This window comes from Vibrio sp. 10N.286.48.C11, from assembly GCF_041469805.1.
Classification (GTDB): domain Bacteria; phylum Pseudomonadota; class Gammaproteobacteria; order Enterobacterales; family Vibrionaceae; genus Vibrio; species Vibrio crassostreae_C.
This window is the reverse complement of record NZ_JBFRLK010000083.1, coordinates 31,966-57,416: the sequence shown is the minus strand read 5'-3', so window position 1 is coordinate 57,416 and position 25,451 is coordinate 31,966. Positions and strand designations below refer to the sequence as shown.

Annotated in this window: 17 protein-coding genes and 2 pseudogenes; 12 read left to right on the top strand and 7 right to left on the bottom strand. The window is 44.0% G+C overall.

The window, feature by feature from the left end:
* Nucleotides 1-20: 20 nt before the first annotated feature.
* Both AB4209_RS18885 and AB4209_RS18880 read left to right on the top strand, forming a co-directional pair.
* Nucleotides 21-1,121: an AI-2E family transporter gene (locus tag AB4209_RS18885; protein ID WP_372056882.1), complete on the top strand. Its 1,101-nt coding sequence runs from the start codon at nt 21-23 to the stop codon at nt 1,119-1,121.
* On the top strand, nt 1,122-1,781 hold the full coding sequence (locus AB4209_RS18880; RefSeq protein WP_017061900.1) for a potassium channel family protein: 660 nt from the start codon (nt 1,122-1,124) through the stop codon (nt 1,779-1,781).
* Nucleotides 1,782-1,893: 112 nt separating this feature from the next.
* Here the strand turns inward: AB4209_RS18880 and AB4209_RS18875 are convergent, their stop codons facing one another.
* Nucleotides 1,894-2,433: a DUF3332 domain-containing protein gene (locus AB4209_RS18875; protein ID WP_372056880.1), complete on the bottom strand. Its 540-nt coding sequence runs from the start codon at nt 2,431-2,433 to the stop codon at nt 1,894-1,896.
* Nucleotides 2,434-2,658: 225 nt separating this feature from the next.
* Nucleotides 2,659-2,820 carry a hypothetical protein gene (locus AB4209_RS18870; protein WP_170962358.1) on the bottom strand — a complete coding sequence of 54 codons (162 nt, stop codon included), beginning with the start codon at nt 2,818-2,820 and terminating at the stop codon, nt 2,659-2,661.
* Nucleotides 2,821-3,085: 265 nt separating this feature from the next.
* Here AB4209_RS18870 and AB4209_RS18865 point away from each other — a divergent pair, with 265 nt between their 5' ends.
* The gene (locus AB4209_RS18865) at nt 3,086-3,679 is read left to right on the top strand and encodes a hypothetical protein (protein ID WP_017061898.1); all 594 of its coding nucleotides are present in this window, start codon (nt 3,086-3,088) and stop codon (nt 3,677-3,679) included.
* Between the two features lie 230 nt (nt 3,680-3,909).
* Here AB4209_RS18865 and AB4209_RS18860 read toward each other — a convergent pair whose 3' ends face one another.
* Nucleotides 3,910-4,119 carry a hypothetical protein gene (locus tag AB4209_RS18860; protein ID WP_004731601.1) on the bottom strand — a complete coding sequence of 70 codons (210 nt, stop codon included), beginning with the start codon at nt 4,117-4,119 and terminating at the stop codon, nt 3,910-3,912.
* Nucleotides 4,120-5,047: 928 nt separating this feature from the next.
* On the opposite strand from AB4209_RS18860, the gene AB4209_RS18855 reads away from it, so the two are divergent.
* From AB4209_RS18855 to AB4209_RS18830, 6 genes are all read left to right on the top strand, one after another.
* The gene (locus AB4209_RS18855; RefSeq protein WP_372056878.1) at nt 5,048-5,980 is read left to right on the top strand and encodes a siderophore ABC transporter substrate-binding protein; all 933 of its coding nucleotides are present in this window, start codon (nt 5,048-5,050) and stop codon (nt 5,978-5,980) included.
* A 100-nt stretch (nt 5,981-6,080) separates the two neighbouring features.
* A complete protein-coding gene (locus tag AB4209_RS18850) occupies nt 6,081-7,034 on the top strand; it encodes an ABC transporter permease (protein WP_372056876.1) in 954 nt (317 codons plus the stop codon).
* Nucleotides 7,027-7,977 carry an iron chelate uptake ABC transporter family permease subunit gene (locus AB4209_RS18845; RefSeq protein WP_136978264.1) on the top strand — a complete coding sequence of 317 codons (951 nt, stop codon included), beginning with the start codon at nt 7,027-7,029 and terminating at the stop codon, nt 7,975-7,977. The genes AB4209_RS18850 and AB4209_RS18845 overlap by 8 nt, the downstream gene beginning before the upstream one ends.
* 12 nt (nt 7,978-7,989) lie before the next feature.
* Nucleotides 7,990-8,754 (top strand): ABC transporter ATP-binding protein, encoded by a 765-nt coding sequence (locus AB4209_RS18840; protein ID WP_017061894.1) that lies wholly within the window; start codon nt 7,990-7,992, stop codon nt 8,752-8,754.
* Between the two features lie 310 nt (nt 8,755-9,064).
* Nucleotides 9,065-10,090: an HD-GYP domain-containing protein gene (locus AB4209_RS18835; protein ID WP_029235511.1), complete on the top strand. Its 1,026-nt coding sequence runs from the start codon at nt 9,065-9,067 to the stop codon at nt 10,088-10,090.
* 70 nt (nt 10,091-10,160) lie between these two features.
* Nucleotides 10,161-15,044, top strand: a complete 4,884-nt coding sequence (locus tag AB4209_RS18830) for an ATP-binding protein (RefSeq protein ID WP_372056874.1) — start codon at nt 10,161-10,163, stop codon at nt 15,042-15,044.
* A 94-nt stretch (nt 15,045-15,138) separates the two neighbouring features.
* Here AB4209_RS18830 and AB4209_RS18825 read toward each other — a convergent pair whose 3' ends face one another.
* On the bottom strand, nt 15,139-16,029 hold the full coding sequence (locus AB4209_RS18825) for a LysR family transcriptional regulator (RefSeq protein ID WP_017061891.1): 891 nt from the start codon (nt 16,027-16,029) through the stop codon (nt 15,139-15,141).
* Nucleotides 16,030-16,256: 227 nt separating this feature from the next.
* Between AB4209_RS18825 and AB4209_RS18820 the strand changes: the two genes are divergently transcribed.
* Nucleotides 16,257-17,432: an MFS transporter gene (locus tag AB4209_RS18820; protein ID WP_017064421.1), complete on the top strand. Its 1,176-nt coding sequence runs from the start codon at nt 16,257-16,259 to the stop codon at nt 17,430-17,432.
* Between the two features lie 213 nt (nt 17,433-17,645).
* Here the strand turns inward: AB4209_RS18820 and AB4209_RS18815 are convergent, their stop codons facing one another.
* Nucleotides 17,646-20,402 carry an immune inhibitor A domain-containing protein gene (locus AB4209_RS18815; protein WP_372056871.1) on the bottom strand — a complete coding sequence of 919 codons (2,757 nt, stop codon included), beginning with the start codon at nt 20,400-20,402 and terminating at the stop codon, nt 17,646-17,648.
* A gap of 47 nt (nt 20,403-20,449) precedes the next feature.
* Nucleotides 20,450-20,776 carry a hypothetical protein gene (locus AB4209_RS18810; RefSeq protein ID WP_029235426.1) on the bottom strand — a complete coding sequence of 109 codons (327 nt, stop codon included), beginning with the start codon at nt 20,774-20,776 and terminating at the stop codon, nt 20,450-20,452.
* A 409-nt stretch (nt 20,777-21,185) separates the two neighbouring features.
* On the opposite strand from AB4209_RS18810, the pseudogene AB4209_RS18805 reads away from it, so the two are divergent.
* Both AB4209_RS18805 and AB4209_RS18800 read left to right on the top strand, forming a co-directional pair.
* Nucleotides 21,186-21,590 (top strand): annotated as a pseudogene (locus AB4209_RS18805) (Lrp/AsnC family transcriptional regulator); the annotation flags it as partial.
* Nucleotides 21,591-21,755: 165 nt separating this feature from the next.
* A pseudogene (locus AB4209_RS18800) lies at nt 21,756-23,237 on the top strand (methyl-accepting chemotaxis protein); the annotation flags it as partial.
* A 123-nt stretch (nt 23,238-23,360) separates the two neighbouring features.
* On the opposite strand, the gene tkt reads toward AB4209_RS18800, so the two are convergent.
* Nucleotides 23,361-25,367, bottom strand: coding sequence for a transketolase (tkt, locus tag AB4209_RS18795; protein ID WP_372056869.1), 2,007 nt, complete (start codon nt 25,365-25,367; stop codon nt 23,361-23,363).
* Nucleotides 25,368-25,451: the final 84 nt, after the last annotated feature.

The window sequence follows — 25,451 nt, the reverse complement described above, 5'->3', positions numbered from 1 at the left end:
TTGTCTAACAAGGACGTCTCATGAAGTTAACCGATGATTTTTCAAAACAGGCGATAGACGCTGCCATCAAGATCGCAGCGATTGCCATGCTCGTGTATTGGTGTTTTTCGATTTTGCGCCCATTCATTCTTCTGGTGATATGGGGTGCGATCATTGCGACTGCGTTGTATCCAGTGGCGGTCGCAATTTCAAATAAAACCGGGATGTCGAAAGGTAAAGCCAGTGCATTGCTGAGCTTTATTGGTGTGATTCTTCTATTTATTCCTTTGGCGGCGCTTTCTTCTGGTATCTACACCAGCGCGACTGACCTGATGACAGGGCTTCAAGATGGCACATTGTCATTGCCTAAACCGAAAGAGTCCTTACAAGATATTCCATTCATAGGTGAGAAGGTTTATTCAACCTTGGTTGCCGCCTTCAACAATATTGAAGGCACTTTCATAAAGTATGCGGATGAACTTAAACAGTTTGCGACGAAAGCGGCTTCTGTTCTTGGCTCGTTAGGTGTCGGCTTTATTCAGTTCATCATCTCTACCATCATTGCGGGTGCATTCATGAGTAATGCCGATAAATGCAAAACCGGCGTGACTCACTTAGTGGCGCGTTTAACGGGCGGTAAAGGTGAAGAGTTGGTAGAGCTCTCTAAATCGACCGTGCGAAGCGTTGTGCAAGGTGTGATTGGTGTGGCTGTGATTCAATCCATGATGTCGGCAATCGGTTTGGTGATTGCAGGCGTTCCAGCAGCTGCGTTTTGGGCGCTAGCTGTGCTGCTCATTGCGATAATCCAACTTCCACCGATTCTCGCTCTATTACCGGCGATCATCTACATGTTCAGCGTTGAATCGACACTGGCGGCGAGCTTGTTCTTAGTGTGGTGTATTTTGGTGAGCGGCAGTGACGCTATCTTAAAGCCAGTATTGCTGAGCCGTGGCTCTCACATTCCAATGTTGGTAATTCTATTGGGTGCACTGGGCGGAATGGCGATGTCAGGCATCGTCGGTCTGTTTGTCGGTGCTGTGATACTGAGTTTAAGCTATGAGCTGATGATGGCGTGGCTTGGACTTGAAGAGAAAAACCAACAAGAAACTGAGAAAAAACCTGCAGAGGTCGAGGGAAAATAGATGAAGCCAGTCTCTAAAGACGACAACTTCTACTTCTTATTCTATGCACTGTTGGTGTTGTTTCTTGGTTGCGCGGTGATGCAGCAGTTTTATCCGCAAGGCCAGAAAACAATCCTATTTCTTATCATTATTACGTTGGCGAGTTCAATTGCCGGTATTCATAAAGAGCGAGCCTTGTATCGCTCTTGGTATGGGCTGTTATTGATTACGGCGCTCGTGTCTGGCGTGTTTTCATTTTTGGAAGGCTATAACCTGTCGATAGTGACGCTATCGGCGTTGGCTGTGTTCTTGTTTTCACACATTTACTCGGCGTTGAAGCAGGTGATGAAAGCCAAAACGGTGACACCCAATCACATCATCGGCTCCATCTGTATTTACTTGTTGCTAGGGTTTGCTTGGTCGACCATCTACTTGTTAATTTTAGAGATCTTTCCTAATGCCTTTAACGGGTTAGAAGAGCAAGTCTGGCTGACGAACTTGTTTAATGCGATGTACTTTAGCTTTATCACCTTGACTACGGTTGGTTACGGCGACATATCACCAGCTCTGCCTATTGCTCAATTCTTTGTGTTTATGGAATCCATTATCGGCAGCTTTTACTTAGCTATCATGGTGGCGAGTTTGGTGAGCATTCGACTTGCACAGTCTCAGTCCCAATAGAGCATTTACAAATAATAGAGCACATACAAACAAGCCCGGCAATCGCCGGGCTTGTTCTATTTTATGAGCTCAAAAGTCTCTTTAAGTTTGAACTCTGTGTGGGCGATGAACCTTAAGCTTCAGTGCCTTGAATCTTCTCTAATTCAGCGATAGTTGTTTGCGATACAAGCTGACCATCCATGTAATAGGTAACGTTTTGACCGTCTTTGATGCCCGTTAGAGTCTCTGTTTCACCAGATGTATAGACGATGTCCATTTGAATCGTGTTTTCGTCGATCTTAATCATCTCACCCGTTTCAATGGTGCGATTGTTAGAAATTGGGCCGACAGGGGCTTCTTTCAGGCTTGGGTCCAGCTCATCGTTCACTTTGAAGTGCGTGTCTGTTTTTGTATCAAATACGTGTGGTGAACCGCTGATAGGGTTTTTACCTGTCCAGAATTCAAGTGAGTTGAATACCACATAGTCTGCTGCGGTAGTAATACCGTATACAGGCGCTAATAAGAAGTTTACACCTGCACGGGCATAGCGGTTATCGACAACTTCAACGTTAAATTTCATCACTTTCCCTGTTACGGCGTTACTACCGATACAACCAGTTAGCGCAGAAGCCAAAACCGTTAGTCCTACAATTTTAAGTGCAATCTTTTTCATTTTAGTACCTGTATAAGTTAGAAGTCTGTTTCGTTGGAACAGGTGTAGTATGGTTTTTATTCGATGGTCAGTTTTACCATTTAGCGCCACTGACGATATAAAATGCACTCGGACTTTTGGCATCAAGCTAGGTATAAAACTGGGCACAAAAAAAGCGCGACCTAATAGGGCGCGCTTTGGGGTATTTAGATAAGTCGTAATGAAAACAACGACTCCCATATAGAATTACTTCATCACGTAGGTATAAGCCGATACGACAAGCCAGCGGAAAAATCGAAATAAAAGGGTAGTGGCTTTAAAGGCAAACTTGGCAATGGATACCATTGCTTCTGAACCAATGCTCACGCACTTATGCAAATCGGATTCTTTGTATTCTGAATAGGTCATCTGTTTTCTCATTTCTCGCGCTTGTCTTTCATATGTAAGTAACGACTACTGTCTGGCGATATCCCCTGAGCGCGTAATGTACGAACTTTCGCCGATAGAGATTTACCATTTTATGCCAAGTGGGTTAATAACTAGCCAAAAGAGAAAGGGCTGAGAGAATTTAACGGCATAGCGAGGTGTAACTGATCAAGTTACCGAAAAAACGAGGGTAATAATGGTATGATCGCGGGCTCAGCACCATAAGTGATAAAGAATAGGAAACAGAATGACTCACCTTACCGAACAGCAAGAAGCTGCAATGGCGACGTTTAAAGAAAACTTACACCTTCCAAATGGTGGTTTTCATAAACTGATTATCGAGCTAAGTAAGGAGTATCAGCTGCCTTTCCAAAAGGTGCGTGCGGTTTTAAAGAAAGCTCAAAAAGATGTTGAACGACAAATACGAGAAGATTTTACCAGCGTTGATGACACAGTACTGAGCCAAGCGAATTGGGTAAACATCATTAAGTCGAAGCTTGTTGACTTAGCGGAAGAAAACCAAACGGTCATGGATAAGCTGCAACAAAACCTGAAGTATCAAAAAGTGTTGTCGGCAACCGAGGGTTCAATCGCAAGCGAAGACGAACGTGACGAGTTGATTGAAGAGTTGATTCAAGCTTATGAGAAAGAGGTGTTCAAACCGTTACTGGCGATGTTGCATACAACGAAGCTGTATTGGAAGTTAATGCTGGTGGATGAGACATGTAAGATGAATGAGGAGAATCGTGAGAAGTTCAGTGATTACCCTCAACACATGCAAGCTGCAGAACACTTATATACTCTTGATCAGAAGTTAAGGTCGATGCCGTTAACTTATTAGTCCATGAATGCACTGATAATGACTCAATGGTGATTTAGAGTTTGATATAAGTTGGTTTCAATAGAAGTACGATAACCTAGCTAGCGTTAGCCGCGTGTGAAATGCAAAAAGGGCTAGGTTTCAGATCTGTTTTACTTCTACTCTATTTTGTTCTGCTAGAGCGAATTGAGGGTGACATCTTTTACATCTTTGGGATTAGATGGTGTTTCTTTTGTAGCCTTTGGGAAATGCTATAGGAGTGTGAAATGTCCTAGGGTGTTTCCGTTGCCTGAAACGATAGTTCCGATGCTTTCTCGTTCATTAAATTCAAAGTCGATGAGATAGCTGTGATGTTGTAGCTTGGGCAATATGTGGCGGTGGAGTATATCGCTATTGAGCTGTCGAATCTCGGTGACCCATGAAATCTCTTCTTTGTGTAAATCTATTTTAATCTTGAGCATTTATTACCTTTTAGTTTATTGACTGTTTTTTCGCGTGATAGTTGGTACCAATGGGTTTGTCGTGTTGTTCTGCGTGACATAACTGTGCCTTGTGTTTATTACATTTGTATTTAAGTGCTCGATCTATTCTGACTTCGCTGACAAAAGAGCAAATGACGATAGATCGGTAGTAGGATCGAATTTAAAAGCTATTGAATGACTATCTGGGTGAAAGCTGACGCAGAGATGGTGTAACGAGGGAATCGAGAACTGTCTATGTGGAACTTGGACTTACTTTAGCATTAACAGCTCTATAGATTAGAGCCAGGTGGCGAACTATACGCCTAGTTTTCAAAATTACAACCCTATTTTCAATTAAATTCAAAAATATTTTTGGGTGATTTACCATCGGTTACTGAAGGTTAAATGAGCGAAGGTCAGGGATTTGACCATGATATCTGACTGAGTCTTGGCTTTTCAGCTGTTCGTATTCGTTGTCATTAGTGGGTTTAATTGATCAGCTAATTTGGTGATGATTAAGTCTCTGTTGTATATGATCTTTACATTGTAAATTACAATTCATGATTTTGGGGTTCAGCGTTGTAATTACAGGGTTTTTGGGTGCTTTCCCCATCTGTTTTTTTCTTCAGGTTGATGAGTATTTTCCTCTTCGCGTCTTTTTGATATTTCTGATTCCTAATACCTCTCCTGACTACGCAAAATATGAATACTCACTTTTACGTTTCTGAATAATAAAGTTGTTGTATCGCCAATTTAGTGCAAATATAATTGATAATAGTTCTCACTTGCGTTACAAGTTTGTTGTCAATCCAATGACAGACTTTAAATTATCGTTATTTAGCAGTTGTGTACGCCCCATGCTCGTCTATGAGTAATGTGACTTTCATTGTCATGAGTGGTGGTTTGTATCAATGGCAAAGGAAGAAACATGAAGAAAACAATCAATTCAGTTCGCCAGTTATTGAGCGGGCTTGCCATCGTTCTAGCATCATCATTCATGATGACCGCGCATGCGGAAACCGTCACCATTGAGCATGTGAAAGGCACAGCGCAGTTTACTGAAGTACCACAGCGAGTGGTGGTTCTAGGCCACGGTAGCTTAGACGTGCTCGATAAAATTGGTGTACAGCCAGTTGGCGCGCCTCATAGCTTGCTGCCTGATTACCTAGCTTCGTACAAAGATACGACGGTAAATACAGGCTCTTTAAGCGAACCTGATTTTGAAGCTATCTACATGTTGAAGCCTGACATCATCATCGCGGAAAACCGCATGCTTAAGGTTTACGACAAACTGGCACAAATTGCTCCTACTGTCATGTTTTCTATTGAAGGCGACAAGTACTGGGCTGATGCTCAGCAAAACTGGCGTGTGCTAGGCGACATCTTTGGTAAGCAAGCTGAAGTCGAAGCGATCATTAAAGAGACTCAAGCTTCTATCACAGCGGTAAACGACAAAGTAGCGTCTGACGAAACTTCAGCAATGATGCTAATGAACAACGGTAACAACATTGCGATGTTCAACAAAGGCAGCCGTTTCTCAATCATCTTTGATGACTTTGGTTTCGTGGAATCAAAGAGTGCAACCGTGGCTCCGATTAAAGGAACACACGGCAACCTAATCTCTTTTGAATACATAGCTGATGCAAAACCTGAAGTGCTTTACGTGCTTGACCGCGAAAAAGCGATTGGTAAATCAGAAGGACGCGCACAACAACTGTTTGATAACCCACTGGTTGCGGCAACACCTGCAGCGCAGCACGGCAATATCGTTTACCTTGATTCAAGTGCTTGGTATTTGGCTGGTGGCGGTGTGACAGCGATTCATAGAATGCTTAGTGACATTGAACGTACGATTCAATAGTTACTAACCATCAGATTTTCGGGCTTATAAGAGTGTTCTTATAAGCCCTTTTTCACTTTTTTATACGGGCTACCCGAGACCTATCTTTAGTATTATTCCTATGTTGAAACCCATTGCAGCTGCTGTATTTCTTGTTGTGTTATGCGTTGCGTCATTGATGATTGGAGTCGCTGAAATCAGTTTTAGTGACTTCTTCAATGGCAACCAACACGCCAATTCTATTTATATTGTTAGTCGGATTCCTCGACTACTCGCGATCGTGCTTGCCGGAGCAGGATTGAGTGTTTCTGGCTTGATCATGCAGCAAATCGTACAGAACAAGTTTGCCGCGCCTTCGACGATGGGCACCATTGACTGTGCGATGTTGGGTTACATTGTCGGCATTCTAGTGCTAGGCAATGCTGCGCAATGGAGCTACTTAGGCTTTATCTTCGCGTTTGCAGTGTTTGGCACCATGCTATTGGTTCGCTTCCTACAACACCTCAAGTTTAAGAACGCGGTATTGGTGCCTTTGATTGGCATTATGTATGGCAACGTTGTTTCGTCTCTAACAACCTTTATTGCTTATAAGTACGACTTAGTACAAACCATGTCGGCATGGACTATGGCGAACTTTGCGAGCGTGTTGCAGGGCAGCTATGAAATCCTTTATCTCGCGGTGCCTGCTTGTGTATTGGCTTACTATTTCGCGAGCCAGTTCAGTGCGGCGAGCATCGGTGAGAGCTTCGCGAAAAACATCGGTTTGAATTATCAGAAGATCGTCTTCATTGGTGTTGCGTTAGTGGCTATCAGTGCCTCCTCTGTGGTGATGATCGTTGGTGTTATCCCATTCCTTGGCCTTATCGTGCCGAATATCGTGTCGCTGATAATGGGCGATAACATGAAGAAGATTCTGCCTTGGACTGCCTACTGGGGGGTGATCTTAGTGTTGGCTTGTGACCTGCTAGCTCGAATCGTCATCTTCCCTTATGAGATTCCAATCTCGATGGTAATCAGCATCTTTGGTGGCATGATTTTTATTTACCTAATCATGAGAGACAAGTCGAATGCGTGATTCAGTAAAAATTGCGATTCTGGCTATCGCGTCTTTGGGTATGACAGCGCTATTCATCGGGCAGGGGCTGACGTGGGATAACTACGAGTTCTTCTTGTCTCTGCGCCTACCAAAATTGCTGTCGATTGTGTTGGCGGCGGTAGCGATCTCGGCGTCGTCATTGGTTTTCCAAACCATTACTAATAACCGAATTCTAACCCCCTCCATCTTGGGCTTTGACAGCTTGTATATGCTGGTACAAACGGTACTTCTGTTTGTGTTTGGCAGTGCTAGCTTCTGGGTGATTGACTCGATCGCAAACTTTTCGATGTCTGTGACTGTGATGATCTTGTTCTCGTTTGCTCTGTTCCATTTCTACTTTAAGAGCAAGCGAAACAACGTATTCACACTGCTGTTGATAGGCATCGTATGTGGCAGCGTATTCTCGAGTTTGTCTAACTTCTTGGCGATGTTGATTGACCCCAATGAATTTGCGGTGCTGCAGAATGTGATGTTCGCAAGTTTCAATAACGTGAAAGGCGAGTTGGTTTACCTCAGCCTTATTCCTTTGGGTTTGAGCTTGCTTGGCCTTTGGTTGTTGGCGCCTAAGCTTGATGTACTTTGGCTTGGTGTTGATAACGCGACAAGCCTGGGTGTGAACACCAAGCGATTGACTCAGATTACCTTGGTGATTGTGTCAGTGATGGTCGCGGTGTCTACGGCTCTGGTTGGCCCTGTGCTGTTCTTTGGCTTGATCACCGTAAGCTTAGCTCGCCAGATATTCCGATCTTATCAGCATCGTGTGCTTATCATCGCAAGCAGCTTACTAGCGATCGTGCTATTGGTTTCTGGCCAATGGTTTATCGAAAAAGTGATGGCGTTTGAAACCACTGTGAGTGTGATTATTAACTTGGTCGGCGGTTTGTATTTTATGTTCTTGTTGTTACGCACCAGAATTCAGTAAAGGTAGTAAGTAGTGATTAAATTAACAGGTTTAAGTAAGAAGTATGGCAAGTCACTCGTGGTTGATGATGCCAGTGCTATGTTCCCGAAAGGCGAAGTGACTTCTATCATTGGCCCAAATGGTGCGGGTAAAAGTACACTGCTTTCAATGGCGAGCCGCTTAACAGACAGCGACGCGGGTGAAGTGGTCATTGGCGATAAGTTACTGGCTGAGTGGGATACCAAAGAGCTAGCGAAGCACCTTGCCGTGTTAAGACAATCAAATAACATCAACATGCGATTTACGATTCGTGAATTGGTCTGTTTTGGTCGTTTCCCACACTCTCAAGGTCGCTTGAAAGACGAAGATCATAAGATCGTCGATACAGCACTAGAACACCTTGGCATTACTGACATCCAAAACAAATACCTTGATGAGTTGAGTGGCGGTCAGCGTCAAATGGCGTTTATCGCGATGGTTGTGGCACAAGATACGGATTATGTGTTCTTAGATGAGCCTCTGAACAATCTTGATATTAAACACTCGGTCGAAATTATGCAGACGTTGCGTCGTTTAGCGCATGAGTTCAATAAAGCGGTCGTTATCGTGATTCATGACATCAACTTCGCTTCTTGTTACTCAGATAACATTGTTGCGATGAAGAAAGGCAAAGTGGTTAAGTCGGGTAAGGTTTCGGAAGTGGTTGAAAAATCAGTGATGGAGTCTATCTACGAGATCCCATTTGAGATTCGTGAGTTCGATGGTGTTCGAATCTGTATGTATTATTCTGGTCGTTAGATTACTGAATAACTCGGTTGTTTTGCTTTCTAGCCGTTGAACGAAAAGAGCTCCCATATGAGGAGCTCTTTTTGTTTTCGGATAGTATCTGTGTTGTTAGTGAAATGTTGCAATGCAAAGGTAATTCCCCTTGTATAATAATAACTTAACTGACGTAATATTGACTGGTCGTACTTCTAATAACGCCAGTTTGAAGTCACTCACAGATCTACTCTTCATTTTTGAAAATCAATTGTTTTTTTTTCTACTTAACCTCTGGAAACCGTTCTACACTAGGGTTATAACTGTTTGATTTGTATACGAGGTATCAATGAGTCGGAAACCTATAGTGTTAGTCGTGGATGACACCCCAAGTAACTTGGATGTGTTAACGGCAATACTCAAAGATACTTATCAAGTGAAAGTAGCGATTAACGGCACAATTGGTATCAAAATTGCGAAGATGGTGCCGCAGCCAGACCTTATCCTCCTTGATATCATGATGCCTGACATCGATGGTTACGAGGTGTGCCGCCAACTTAAAGCTCAGCCGAATACGGCTCACATTCCTATCATTTTCGTGACCGCCACAATTGGTCCAGAAGCCGAAGTAAAAGGGCTCTCCTTGGGGGCTGTCGATTACCTAACCAAGCCGATAACCCCTGCAATTGCACTCCAGCGTGTGAAAACGCATATCGCACTTTATGACCAACAACGCGCGTTGTTTAGTCAGGTAAAAGAGAAAACTCAAGAGATCAATCTCGGTAAGCTAGAAACACTGAACATACTGGGTAGAGCTGCTGAATTTAAAGACAATGAAACAGGCATGCACGTTAAGCGTATGAGTCACTACTGTGAAGTGCTAGCTAAAGCCTTGGGAATGACTGACGAAGATGCCGAGACGTTGCGTGATGCAGCACCAATGCATGATATTGGCAAGATCGGTATTCCTGATAGCGTATTACTCAAGCCGGGTAAATTGGACGCCGACGAGTGGACAATTATGCAAAAGCATGTCGAATATGGTGTTGATATACTTGGTAGGCAGAGTGATTCCAAACTGATGCGTATGGCTATTCAGGTGGCGCAATATCATCACGAAAAATGGGATGGCAGTGGTTATCCAAACCAGATAGCTGGTGAAGGTATCCCATTGGTTGGAAGAATTGCGGCTGTTGCTGATGTGTTTGATGCCCTGACCGCAGAGCGCCCTTATAAAAAAGCTTGGAGTATTGATGAGGCGCTGAACTTGTTTGAAGAACAGAAAGGCAAACATTTTGATCCAACTATCGTTGATGTGTTTTTTCTGAAGTTACCTGAGATTCTAGCAATTAAAGAGAAATTTAGAGATGAGTGATGGCTTGATGTTGTCGCTAAATCGTTTGGTTGTTTTTCTGGTCATTACACTTGTGGTGTGGTCGCTGCTAATGCGATCTACGAATGCTGCTGAGGTAACAGATACTGAGTTAAATCAGTGGTTGGGAAACCAACCAACGGTAACTTTTGTTGTCTTGGCCAACCATTATCCTTACTCATTCATCGATGATGATGGGCAGGTTTCTGGGATCATCAAAGATTGGACATTAGATCTTGAACAGCGTTTTGGTGTTCATGTTCGGTTTGTCACAGTTAACTCGCGTGTCGAGGCTAAAGCCGCGTTAGTCGACGGGCGAGGCGATGTATTTCCATTCCAACAGTTCGACTCAAGTGAAGGTGGCCGTTTTCTTGCGAGTGCTCCCTATATTCCTTATCAGGTCGCAGTGATTGTTCCCATCGACAACAAACTCGATGGAAACCTAGATCAAAATAATAAACGCCGTATTGCGATGGTTAATGAAAATATCGATTTTGAGCGAGCCGGTGTCAAATTGAGTTCTATTGAGCGAGTGGATTTTGATAACGTTATTGATGCAGTACGTGCGTTAGGGGCCGGGGATGTTGAAGGCATGGTCGGTGAACCTATCACCACTATGGATCTTGCGAAAAAGATTGGCGTTCATGATTTAGCGGTAAATTATGTTCTGGAGCATTGGAAAAGGTTTGAAGCATCAATGGTGATTCGAACCGATGAACCAGAACTGCTGACGCTAATCAACAAACAGATTGAAACCTTCGACGTTGATAACAAGAACCAGATTTTATCGAAGTGGCTAGACAGTTCCCCCTATAGAGTGCCGCTAAAAGGCGTGTTTGGCTTTGGTAACCCTCCGTATATTTACCCAGACAGCACCGCAGTCGGGCTACAGCACGACATTCTTCAGCGTGCACTGAATGACATGGGATATAAGCTAGGTGACGTTGTCACACTTCCACCTAGCGCCGCTAAAAAAGCCATCAATAACAATAATTCTATAGCCTTTGTTTCTGGTGTTCAGTTTGATGATCCTAATGCGCACTTTTTAAGTGATAACGTTCTTAATGTTGAGTTTGTTCCTGTTTCACTAACTCGCCGCAAACTCCAACTTCAATCCCAAAAAGACCTATCATTAGGGGCGTTATTGTTCGACGAAACATCCACAATTAAAAACTCTGTTGAAGTTCTGAAGAGTAAGTTAGACATTGATCGTATTGAAGATTACGAAGATCTTGAATCAGCATTCTCGCAGTTGAGGGCTCAAAATGTTGACCTGCTAATGGTTGAACGAAGAGTGCTAGAGTGGTTTATCACCAACACTCGTTTTATTGAAATGGCAGAGCTAACGCTACATGACGAGTATAAAGTTGAGTATCCGATCTATGTGGACTTTAAGAGTGAAGAAATCAGAGATAGCTTCAATGCCGCAATTAAAAGGCTTAAACAGGAGGATGACGGCTTAAACCAAATTATCGAGATGCAGGTTCAGAGTGATTTAAGCCTAGTCCTTAAAAAAGCGAATATTATCGCGCAAATATCTGCGTATTTTATCGTCAACGACCGCTTTGAAGAGTTGACGGAAGTGTTTGAAATTTTCGACACGGACAGTTCTTTTCAGGTGATCACCGCACAAGCGGATAACAATAGTCGCCCGATCAAATCTTGGTACATAGGCAACCTAGTTGATCAATATGGAGAGAAGAAAAATACCTCTCACTTTTCATCAGTCACCAAGGTGGCGAATTATAGGACCAAGGGAGGGAGTATCAACTCTGGTTCGATGACTTTCTACTTTGATGTTAATTCGTTAGAGCGGAACCATGTTTATTTTCCATCTGTCGAACAATTTAGTTCATTCGGAGATGCGGCGAAACGCTATATTGCGGATGTTTATCAAGCGAGTAACTTGACTGGAGAGATCCTAAATCTAAGCCAAAAAGAGAGGGCGTGGATTAAAGATAATCCGGATGTACGTATAGGTATCGATCCGAATTCGTTACCTTATGAAGCGGTATCCAATACCGGTGAATACATCGGGATGATTGATGATTATCTAACGCTGATTGAACAAAAAACAGGGCTAAGTATTCAGCATGTTGACGTGGCGAATTGGTCTGAGACCCGAAGCTTGGTTGATCATCATGAAGTGGAACTGGTCTCAGCAGCTCAAGAGAATCGTTCGTTAGGAGATAACGTCAAAGCAGCTAAAAGCTTGTTTTCAAGTCGTTTGGCCATTGCATCGAGAAGAGACGTTAGTAGCTTGGTACTTGAAGAAGCTGATGGTTGGAAAATCGGTATATTGAAGAATGCGGCAAATACTAACGCGATTTTAGATAAGTACCCGAACGTTGAGTGGGTAGAGGTAGAATCCACGGCCGATGGGCTCAACCGATTGGATGATAAAACCTTAGACGGCATGGTCGACACTGTTGATGTCCTCAATTACCTCATTGATTCATTTGGTCATCGAGGGGTTGGTATCATCGGCCGGTTAGACTTCTTCCTGTCGCCAACTCTGCATGTCATCAAATCTGAACCTTTGCTGTTGTCTATTGTGAACAAAGCGATAGGCAGTATCTCGGCTGAAGAACACCAGAAGATCTCAGCAAAGTGGGCGGCGCCCAAAGCGATAGAAAGAGTTGATTATCAATTGGTTTACACTATTTCGGTTTTTTCTCTGGTGATCCTTCTTCTTATTATTTTCTGGAATCGTAAATTAGCGAAGCAGATCAGTATTGCTAAGGAAGCGACCGAAGCTCTGGAAAAGGCGCAGAACCAACTCTACAACATGCTAAATAGCTCTCCAATTGCAGCTAGTGTGGTATTTGAAGAAGAGGTTCGTTACGCGAACGATACGGCAAAACGTTTGTTTGGCGTGGAAGATCAGGCGTTGTCTTCTATCGACGTTGCCGCTATCCATGACTCGCTGAGCGTTCATGATGGCGTGCATGAAGAGCTCGACCTTAACGGTAAAGTTGAAAATAGGGAGTTAGTACTCAGAAAGTCTGATGGAACCCGATTTGTTGCTTTGGTCAGTTACTATCTTTTTGAGATTGATGGTGAAGTCGCCACACTATTTTGGGCATTCGATATTTCAGAAATGAAGCGCCTTAACGAACAATTGGAAGAAGAGAAACAGAGAGCCGATTTGGCGAGCCAAGCTAAATCGGAATTCTTAGCCAATATGAGCCATGAGATAAGAACCCCAATGAACGCCATTATTGGCTTGTCTTATCTGGCGATTGGCGAAATATCTAATCCTGTCGCTCGAAATTACATTGAGAAAGTGCACCGTTCTGGCCATTCGTTACTCGGTATCATCAATGACATCCTTGATTTCTCAAAGATAGAAGCTGGACAACTTGTTATTGATAACGTCCCGTTTGATCCCGTAACGACCTTTAAAGATGTGATTGAACTAATGGAGTCGAAAGCAGCTGAGAAACAACTCAATTTGTCGATGGTCATCGACCCAGAGTTAGACACGCCACTGCAAGGCGATCCCTTGAGGTTGTTCCAAGTCATACTCAACCTTGTGGGCAACGCGATTAAGTTTACGGAACAAGGCAGCGTAGCATTAACGGTGGAGCATGTTGACTCGAACGACAGCAGCCTAACCATGAGAGTGAGTGTGATGGATACCGGGATAGGCATTTCGGATAAGAACCGTCACAAGCTGTTTGAAGCCTTTAGCCAAGCGGATACCACAACGACACGTCGGTTTGGCGGTACAGGGCTTGGGCTCAACATTAGCCAGAAATTAGTTCATGCGATGGGCAGTCAAATTACGGTAGAGAGTGTTTACGGGCAAGGCAGTGAGTTCTCCTTTGTACTGACATTGCCACGCTCAAGCTCGGATGCGTTAGCCGACTTCAAAGCTCAAGAGTTGCAACTGGATTACCAGATAGAGTTCAAAGGCCAAAGAGTGTTATTGGTTGAAGACAATGAGCTGAACCAAGATCTAGCCTTAGCATTTTTCAGTCGCTCTAAATTAAATGCCGATCTTGCTGAAAACGGAAAGGAAGCGCTGGAGTTAGCTAAAAACAACGACTACGAAATAATCTTCATGGATCTTCAAATGCCGATTATGGACGGCTTTGAAGCTACCCGTTTGATTCGTGAATTCGATATAGATGTACCGATTATTGCAATGTCAGCCAATGTTTTTGCTGATGCGAAACAACGAGCGAGGGAAGCGGGTGTCACGGACTTCTTAGACAAGCCTATTGTTATTGATAAAGCGATGTCTCTGATTACTCGATACATTGTTCCTGAGGTATTAGTTGAAGGTAGAACGCATTCAGATGCGATACAGACAGGTGATTCTGATGAGAGTGCGGAATTACACTCTGATACTCACATAAAACCGCCTGTTTTCTCTCAGTCGAGGTTTGAGCAACTGACTTATCATGATGTGAAACTGCAAGCCAAAATGCTTGATAGGTTCTGCAAAGGATCACCAGACATGATGTCGGATGCTTTTGATAGCTTAGTACAAGGCGAATGGGAGACGTTAGAGCGTAATCTACATACCTTAAAAAGCATGGCAGCTTCGATTGGTGGGTTGCGATTGGCAGAGTTACTCAGTGATTTAGAAAGCAAAGCGCATAACAAGGCGTGTGATGAAGAGGATCTTAAACAAGGTGAGCTTGGGTTAATTGAACTGATTAAAGCAGTTGAGTTCAGCTTTGATGTGCCTGGTGCCAAAGGATCTAATACGACAAGTTCTGAAGTAGCCGATGTGAGTCTTGCTGATACCTCTGACTCACCGAGCATCACGTCAGAACAGCATGCTCAGTTGCTATCACTGCTGGATGCGTATGATAACGATGCAACTCAATATGTGACTGAGTTACTGGCACAGTATCCACATTCTGTTGTTCTTAAAGATGTTCAAAGTGCGTTAGATAATTATGACTTTGAACGAGCCAAAGAGGGGCTTGGCGCTTCTGAGTAGTTGTCTTTTATAAATATCACTTCAACATTAAAGCCTTTAGCTCTTACAGCGAAATAACGCGCTAGCTAAAGGCTTTAAATCTATCTATACCGAACTAACGACTCACGTTCTGTTTGATTAGCTCAACAACCGTATCGTATCGGTGCGGCAGTTTTCGGTTTCGTTTTTGAACCAGATACAACGTTTCCTCAACTTCTACCTTTGGCGGCACAACGTGTAGCTTGTCTCTATCTGGGAAGTGTTCAACCGCGCCAGCCGGTAACACGGTAAAACCTAATCCTTTTGATACGGGTAGCAAGATCTGGTGAAGCTGATTGATGTAGCCAGATCTTGGTATCTCATTAACGTTGATGTTCGCTAAGTCTTTATCTCCGCAAAGGTCGAAATACAAAGACAGATAGTGTGCAGAATCTGGGTGGGCAATCAGGCCAATGTCATTCAATACTTGCGGCGTTATCTCTAAATCAGCAAGGCTGTGGTGAACAATAAGACACAGTGCTTCTTTGCCGATGACTTGGCTTTGGTAGTAGCTGTCGTTCGGGGAATGCCTAACAATGCCGATATCGGTAGTGCCTTCGCTTAGGTCATTCAATATCTTTTTGTTTGGAGCGGCTTCTAAGTTAATGCTGAGCTCTTGGTGTTGCTGTTGAAGTTCAAGAAGCTTGGGATACAGACGCAAAGAGAGTGAGCCAGAGCAAGACAAGTGACATTGCCCAGCATAAGGGTTATCAAAACTCAGAGACTCAAAAAGATCTTCTTGGTCTTTCTCTAGTTTGATCGCATAGCGATACATAATCCGACCCTGTTCGGTCAGTTCGAAGCTCTTGTTTTCTCGAGATAGCAGGTCACAATTACAAGCTTGTTCAAGCTTCTTGATGTGTTGGCTGACTCCAGGTTGTGTCATATACAACTTTTCTGCCGTTTGGGTGAAATGGCCAACTTCAACCAGAGTCTTAAACGTATTGAGCCAAAGTGGATTAATCATACTCACCTTCAAATACTAAAGCCTATAAATAACAGAAAATTATTATTATCTTAAGTAATGATAATTTCAACTCTAGCGTCTTAAGTAACGCTAATCAAAGTCATGTGGTGGTAGCACTTTATATTGGTCTATTGGTCGCTTTGTAGAGTTGCTATGAGTAACAAAGTGTTGCGACTTTGTTGAATTTTTGGTCTATTGACCAACTGTGCTCATATTTAGGAACGAAGATGAATAGAAATGTTTGGCTGCTCTCACTGTGTCAGGCCTTGTTGATGACGGGTAACATATTACTGATCTCTGTGATTGGTTTGATCGGTAAGCAGATTGCACCCAGTGTCAGCATGATCACCTTGCCGGTTGCACTGCAGTTTTTGGGTCTAATGGCAGCCACTATTCCTGCATCTTTAATTTCAGGCAAGTTAGGGAGAAAGAGAGGATTTAGCATTGGTAATGTGGTTGGCATTACAGGAGCTAGTCTTGCCACCTACGCACTGTCTCAGCAAAATTTCTATCTGTTTTGTTTCGCTACGTTCTTACTTGGGATAGGCATAGGTTTTGGCACGCTTTATCGTTTTGCTGCAATCGAGGTGTGTGATGAAAATGCACGTCATCGAGCGATCTCTATCTCGATGGCTGGTGGCGTTTTAGCCGCGGTATTAGGGCCAAATTTGGCGATTATGTCGCAACAGTGGTCGCAAGATGGCTTGTACATTGGTGCTTTTGCTTCTTTGATTGGATTGAACATTCTTGCGTTACTCATCTTACAAACAATTCAGTTTCCAAAAGTCTCTTTTAATAGTCAGGCACCTAAATCCGATCCTCTCAGTGTGATAGTAAAAGCGCCTAACTTTATTGGCGCAGTGTTTGCTGCCATGGTCGCTTATGCGGTGATGAATATCCTGATGACAGCAACGCCATTGGCAATGATTGGTTGTGGCTTTGACTTTACCAAAGCAGCGGGCGTCATTGAGTGGCACGTATTGGGGATGTTTGTTCCTGCATTCTTTACTGGTTCACTTATCGAGAAGTTTGGCTCAAGAATGATGATCTTAGCGGGTGGGGTGCTGTTCGTTGTCTGTATCGCGATTAACATTCATGGCGAATCTATTTGGCACTTCAGAGCGGCTCTAGTTGTGCTTGGTGTCGGTTGGAACTTCATGTTTATCGCGGCAACAGGTTTGTTTAGTCAGTCCTACCAATCGCAGAATAAAGCTAAGGCACAAGCGTTTAATGAATTTATTGTCTTTGGCTGTGTGACGATTACCGCCATGCTCTCTGGCTGGCTAGAGTCGACAGCAGGGTGGCAGAACCTCAATATCTACGTATTACCATTCGTGTTAGCTGTTATCTTGCTGTTCGCATTCAGTGCTCGTAAATCGCGTATTCAAAAGCAGCCTGTGTAATGGCTCATCGAATGGTGGTTCAGTAAATTTGTTACTGTGATTAAAACCCTAGTATCTCGAACTGCGACCAATAAAAAGCCCTACCAAATCGGTAGGGCCTTTGCTTACGGCTTAAATAATAACGTTTTCTTAAAACTGCTGTCGTGGCTTATATCCTGTGACAACAGTACTTAAGCTTGTGTTGTAAATACGCATGACAGAGCCAGCGATGATTTACAGGTCGACCAAAATTGTCTTAGTGGTAATCCCACCTTGGTCATCGATTATCTTCAGTGTCACCTCGTGCTTTCCGTATGAAGGGAAGATTGACGTGAATGTGCGACCACGTTTGACCTTTCCATTTGGAAGTGTCCACTCGGTATCAACAATACGACCATCGCTGTCTGAACTTGTAGACCACATGGTTACCCAGCGGCCCAAGTGAATGTACTTCGCGCTCGCTTCTGGAAGGGCGTTTGGAGATTCAACACTCACTACAGATCTAAATGAATCGGTAGCGCCTTTGTCGTCGACAACAGTCAAGTTCAACGTGTATTCACCGGCCTGTTCATAAGACCAAGTTGGTGCCACTTCGGTACTTGTTGTGCCGTTCCCAAAGTCCCACAGGTAATGGGTGATCTCACCGTCTTGGTCTGAGCTGAAGTTGTTTACAGAAACATTCAGACCAGTCACATTCAGCTCGAAGTTCGCAGTAGGAGCGACGTTGTGTTGGCTTACTTTAGATAAGCGAACCACGCCGTATTCGTTGTTGTCACTCTGATTCACAATATCGACCGCTAAACCAAACTCCGTCAGGATGCGTCCTGAATCTGGTGCTTGAGGCGATGTGTAATCTTGGTCATCCGAGAAGCTAGCATTGCCAACCAAACTGGTATCTTCGAGTACATCATTATCGCTGTTTACAAGGCGCATTGGAGTATGATCTTTGAGTGAAAACGCAGCGTCTCGAACTTGGTAGCGTGTTTGAGCCACTTCACCAGAGTTTGCCCACACCATGGCATTTTGGTCTGCATCGACCACGCCTAACCAACCTTCACCAGGGTGTTTACCTACCCAGTTGTCGGTGAGTGATTCGTCGACGTACCAAATGATCAATCCTGGGTCGAATGACATCAGTTGTCCCATGCGTTTGATGTTCGTTAGGCCTTCATCAATATCCATGTGGCTGCGCCACTGCAATAGATAGTAGTGCTGCGCTTGATGGAATCCATTACTCAGCTTGTAACCATTAAGGGAGAAGGTGGAGTTGCTCTCAGCATCATCTATTGAGGTCACTTCACCATCGACAACCACAGCAAGGTTATCTAAATAGAAGCCTTCCATTGCTAAGCCGCCATCGGTGATGTACTCAAATGAAAGTTCAACTTCTTGTCCTGCCCATTGTGAAACGTCGAACTCAGCGTTAACCCATCCGTCAGATTCGCCGCCAATAGCAGGAACGAGGCCCGTGTTGTATGGGTCGTCCATTGAGGTAATGTTGCCTGCAATGGCTTGTCCGTTGATTAGCACGCGAGCAAAGTCGTAGTCTTTTTCAATCTCATACCAAGTTTTGAAAGACAGCAGTGCAGAATCACCCGCTGGGATCACCAACTTGCGAGTCATACTGTTTTTCAGATCATCGCCTTTTTGAGAGTGGAATGAATACTCGCCCTCAAAGGGTTTCAGACTTTCAATCTGCTTTTCAGGAAGATCCACTTTGATCATGTTAGGACGACTGTTATCCGTTGTTTGGAACAGCGTATACACTTGTGGATTGTCTTCTAGGTCATCAATCGAGAGCTGATCATCGTTAACCCAACGTCCGCCAATCGATTTCTGTAGGAAGTGTTTTGCCCAAGAGCTGAATGCCGTTGGTTGTGTACCACCAATTTGACCAGCCCAACTGCCCGAAGACATGATTGACCAGTAAGAAACCGGTTCGCCTCTGCCTGTGTATTGCGTGTCATACTCGTCTGGTAAGCCTAAATCATGACCATATTCGTGGGCACAAACACCTGCAGCCGCATCAATCGGTTGAATGGTGTAATCGAACGCCGCGTATTGGCCACCAAATCGATCTGGAAGCGAGCTAGAAGTACCTTCCAGTACATGAGTGCGACCAAGGTTGAATCGGTGAGACCAAATCGCATCAGGGCCTAACACGCCACCACCGGCTTCTTCGCCTACCGATGCATGAAACACCATCAGGTGGTCAATCACACCATCGGGTTCGCGGAAATTTCCGTCACCGTCGTAATCGTAACGATCTTCGATGTCGTAATCGGCAAGGTTGATACTCGGATCTTGAGCTAGTTGATTCAGCGCTTCACGAACCAGTTCTTGGGCGTTTAGGTCGTTGTCGGTGGTAGGGGAGTTGCCACCATAGAATGACGCAGGCTTGGAGGCGCGATACCAACCTGCCGCTTGACCTGCAACGCTGTAGCTGTCACCTGACTCGCTTTGGTAATATTGGCGCATCGAGATTAGGTTCTCGCCGTTGGGCCCTGTGTAGCCAGAATTTGAGAACAACAGCTCTTGATAATGCTCTGGATTGTAGCTCTCATAGAGCATCTGCGTGTGCTCTTCGGTCAACTTGTTGTCATCCCAGTTCAAATCAGGGAAATCGACCAACAGAGCGAGCACTTTGTCGGTACGTTTAGTGCCGACTTCTAAAGCAAAGACGCTGGCCTTTTTAACGCCAGATCCTTTCTCAATGGCTTTGAGTATTTTCGCTCGTTGTTCAAGTGCTTTTTTACCGAATTGAGCATCGCCTTTGAAACCGGAATTGATCTTATTTTTTAAGTAACGGTCAAGCGCATCGCGCTTTGCCGCATCGGTTGCATCTTGGTCGACTAAGCCTTGTCTAACTAGCATTTCAATGAGTTTGTCTTCATTAACTACGCCTAAATCAATAGGTGTTTTTGCATAACCACTGACGCTAAATAGAGTAAGCATTGCTGAAGCCAACAATGTTTTTCTCATCATTTTCATTATATTTCCTTTTTGTATTTCCATGTCGATATCAGTATCAACTTGCCTTATTCAGATCTGTTGTCCGAGTTTGGCCTAATACACTCTTGTGGTGCCTTATTTAACTGACGTGTGTTTGTTGTATGTTTTTTACTTTCTATCTCTTTTGTATTGGTTGTCTCTTTTCTATTTTTTGAATCAAACGGGGTGCTCTTCACTTTTTTAGCGTTGAGATAGATACGCAAAGCTTCTTGATTTTCCTCATAGGTTAAGCCTGAACAGATAACACCTCGTTTAATCAATGACTTCAGTAATAGTTCGTCGTTCTCAATAGTGGAAGCCTGTGACAGTGAGGAAAAAATTAGACCCATTAAAGCCATTGTTTTGTGTGACATTCTTATATCAAGCCATAAGTTTTGATTATGCAACAAAATATATTTATAAATTTTGCCAATCAAATGGATAATTATTACAATTAATTATTCGTTCCGGTTTCAACATTTAGAGTTAATATAAAATAAGGAGTGTTATTTATTCTATTGTCAGTTATTTAATGGGTTTTGTTGAATGAATAGTTGATAGTTTGGATGTTTAATAACATTGATTAGGTCGTGGTTATTATTCTGGAGGGCGCTTTATACAAGGCGTTGGGTTCTAACTAATAAGATAATTTTTTATTATCGGTGTTTTAAAATACGCATGTAATAACTGAGTCATTAGTAAATACCCATGCTCAAATTATTTTTACTCAAAATATCAATAATTAGGGTATTGAGAGTAACTTTCAGTGTTTAAATGACGTGAAATTTAACAATAGCAGAGCTGGTCGGGTTGTCACCGCCTGCTTGCTTAAAGCGAGTGAAACGGCTGAGAGAAGAGGGCGTGATTGTCGGTGGTGTGTCCATCATTAATCCAGAACTGACCGGCAGTAAGATGACTTTGGTTGTGTCCGTGGAAATGGAGCGTGATCGAGGGGATATTTACCAAATCTTTCGCCATTCTATTTCAAAGGCAGAAGAGGTCACGCAGTGCTATCAGATATCAGGCAGCTTTGATTTCATGCTGATTGTGACGGTCAAAGACATTCAAGCCTACGAAGACTTTGTGGAGCGAGTACTACGCAAAGATCTGAATATTCGTAAATTCCATACCTCTGTCTCAATGAGAACCGTGAAATTTACCACTGCCGTAAACTTAGATGAGTCGTGACTGTTGGCATGAGAAGATAGTGAAGTTATTAGCTTTGTGAGGTACTTAGCTAATATTTGTATAAATAGCAGGCATTTACACAAAATGTGACGTTCACATTTTGTCATAACTTTAATAATTGTATATATTCCTCGCCTAAAATAATAATTAACCTAAGTTAATATAATGACTGTCAGCTCATCTACTCAATCTCGTGAAACGCTTCTCAGCGAAAACGAACAACTTGTCTCTACCACTGATTTAAAAGGCGTGATTACGTGCAGTAATGATGCTTTTTGTCGCATAGCGGAATACAGCCAACAAGAATTGCTAGGGCAACACCACAATATCGTAAGGCATAACGATATGCCGAAAGCCGCTTTTGCTGATATGTGGGTTAACCTAAAGCAAGGTAAAGCTTGGCGTGGCATCGTAAAAAACAAAACCAAATCTGGTGGGTTTTACTGGGTCGATGCTTATGTAACTCCAATTTACGACAATGGTAAGGTGAGTGGCTACCAATCTGTTCGTGTTAAGCCAAAAAATGAATGGATACAAGTTGCAGATAAGGCTTACCAAGGCCTCTTGAAGGCTGAAAAGTCGGGTCGCCAATGGTCATTAAAGATCAGTGACAGTGTTCGTTACGCCGTGTTGCTAGGCTCTTTGGCTGCGCCGTTAATTTCAAATCTCATTGAAGTAGGGCAAGTATCACAATGGTTGTTGAGCCTACTTCCTGTTTCAGCATTAGCACTGCTTTTCCGACAAGAGCTGATTGATACTCCACTGCAGTTGAAAAAGCTGCAATCTAAATTCGATAGTGTTAGTCGTCTTGTTTATTCAGGTAATAGTCAGTTCTCTATTGCCGATTTTCACTTAAAACTATTGTCTGCAAGAATCCACACCGTATTAGGTCGCATGACAGACTCAGCCAAGCCGTTACAAGATTTGGCTGACAACCTAAATGCGACGTCATTTGAAGTATCAGAAGCCTTAGATCAACAAACAAAAGATATTCTTCAAGTACGAGAGGCGACTGAAGAGGTTGAAATCACCGCCAATGAGGTCTCTTCTCGCACAGAAGAAGCGCACCAGATTGTTGATGTGACTTTGCAAACCTGTGCTGGCGCTAAAGAAAGCATTAATCAAACTCATCAAAACTTAGAGAGCCTAGCTTCTCAGGCTGAAAAGGCGACTCAAGCGACTTACCAACTGAGCGATCAAGCGCAGAGCGTAAGCAAGATAATGGAAGAGATTGGTGGAATCGCCGAACAAACCAACTTGTTGGCCCTGAACGCTGCGATTGAAGCGGCGAGAGCGGGCGAGCAAGGACGAGGCTTTGCCGTTGTTGCCGACGAAGTCCGTGCATTGTCGGGTCGAACCTCAAAGGCTACGGTTCAGATCAAAGAGAGCATCGATACCATGCTAACGACGATTGAAGGGTGGCAAAAAGATATTCTGGCGAACCGTAAGCAAACGGACGCATGTGGTGATGTTGCGAAGGTGAGTGCAGAGCGCTTGTCGGAAGTCGAAAACCTAATGCAATCCATGAATGAACTCATGCAGTCTGTTGAAAGTTCTGCTCATAAGCAACGTGAGCTGTCGAGTGAAGTCAATCTGCATATGCAGTCTATCGCCTCGACCGCAGAACAAAACTTAGTGGCAACGCATTTCGAAGAAAAATAGCCGTTAGATTTAATCCGAATGAGAGAAAAGACAAAAAAAGCCCCGCATTTTCATGCGGGGCTTTCTGTATGCATCAACCCATTGAAGGGCGAGACAATGTATTCAAGATTAAGCTAGAAGCTCTTTCGCTGTGTTTACTACGTTTTCAGTAGTGAAACCGAACATCTTGAATAGCTCACCTGCAGGTGCAGACTCGCCGAACGTTGTCATACCGATGATCTTGCCACCGAAACCAACGTACTTGTACCAGAAGTCAGCGATGCCAGCTTCTACAGCGATACGTGCCGTTACGTCAGATGGAAGTACAGACTCACGGTACTGCGCGTCTTGTTTGTCGAACGCATCAGTAGCAGGCATAGAAACTACGCGTACTTTCTTACCTTCAGCCGTTAGCTCAGCAGCAGCGTTAACCGCTAGCTCAACTTCAGAACCCGTTGCGATAAGGATAAGCTCTGGCTTGCCTTTACAATCTTTCAGGATGTAACCACCCTTAGCGATGTTTGCTACTTGCTCAGCGTCACGATCTTGTTGTGCAAGGTTTTGACGAGAGAAGATAAGTGCAGAAGGACCATCTTTACGCTCGATTGCTAGTTTCCAAGCAACAGCAGACTCAACTTGGTCACATGGACGCCATGTGCTCATGTTTGGAGTTAGACGTAGAGAAGCGATCTGCTCAACTGGTTGGTGAGTTGGACCATCTTCGCCAAGACCGATAGAGTCATGCGTGTAAACTTGGATGTTCTGAGTTTTCATCAGAGCAGCCATACGCATAGCGTTACGAGCGTATTCCATGAACATTAGGAACGTTGCGCCGTATGGTACGAAACCACCGTGCAGAGCGATACCGTTCATGATAGCCGTCATACCGAATTCACGTACACCGTAGTGGATGTAGTTACCAGAGAAGTCGTTTGCTTCAAGAGACTTAGAACCAGACCACATAGTCAGGTTAGAAGGCGCAAGGTCAGCCGAGCCGCCCATGAATTCAGGTAGCATAGCACCGAACGCTTCTAGAGCATTTTGAGATGCTTTACGTGATGCGATGTTTGCTGGGTTAGCTTGAAGATCAGCGATGATTGCCGATGCTTTCTCTTCCCACTCAGCTGGTAGGTCACCGTTTACGCGGCGTTTGAATTCAGCTGCCAGCTCAGGGTATGCTGCTTCATAAGCTGCAAGTTTCTCGTTCCACGCTGCTTCCTTAGCTGCGCCTGCTTCTTTCGCATCCCACTCTGAGTAAACTTCCGACGGAATTTCAAAAGGACCGTGCTCCCAACCTAATTCTTTACGTGTTGCTGCAATTTCTTCAGCGCCTAGTGGAGCACCGTGACAGTCGTGCGTACCTGCTTTGTTTGGAGAACCAAAGCCAATCACTGTTTTAGTACAGATTAGAGTAGGGCGAGGGTCTGCTTTAGCCGCTTCAATCGCTGCGTTGATAGCGTCAGAATCGTGACCATCTACCGCTGGGATTACGTGCCAGCCGTAAGCTTCGAAACGCTTAGGTGTATCGTCAGAGAACCAACCTTCAACTTCGCCATCGATAGAGATACCGTTGTCATCCCAGAAAGCAACCAGCTTACCAAGACCAAGCGTACCTGCTAGAGAACATGCTTCGTGAGAAATACCTTCCATCAGACAGCCATCACCCATGAATGCATAAGTGTAGTGGTCTACGATGTCGTGGCCTTCTTTGTTGAACTGTGCTGCTAGCGCTTTCTCTGCCATAGCCATACCAACAGCGTTAGTGATGCCTTGACCTAGAGGACCAGTCGTTGTTTCGATGCCTGGTGCGTAGCCGTACTCTGGGTGACCTGGAGTCTTAGAATGCAGTTGACGGAAGTTTTTAAGATCTTCAATTGAAAGCTCGTAACCTGCTAGGTGAAGCAGAGAGTAAATCAGCATTGAGCCGTGGCCGTTAGACAGGATAAAACGGTCGCGGTCAGCCCACTCTGGGTTTGCTGGGTTATGGTTTAGGTGAGAGCGCCAAAGTACTTCAGCGATGTCTGCCATACCCATAGGTGCGCCTGGGTGACCAGAGTTTGCTTGTTGTACGCCGTCCATGCTTAGAGCACGAATAGCGTTAGCTAGATGCTTTCTGTTTTGAGGAGATTGATTCATAAGAACTTCCGAATAAAAATTAAGAAAAACAAAATTGATAAAAGTAGGGGAACTGAACGTTCCCCTATTTGAATTTGGTAAGAG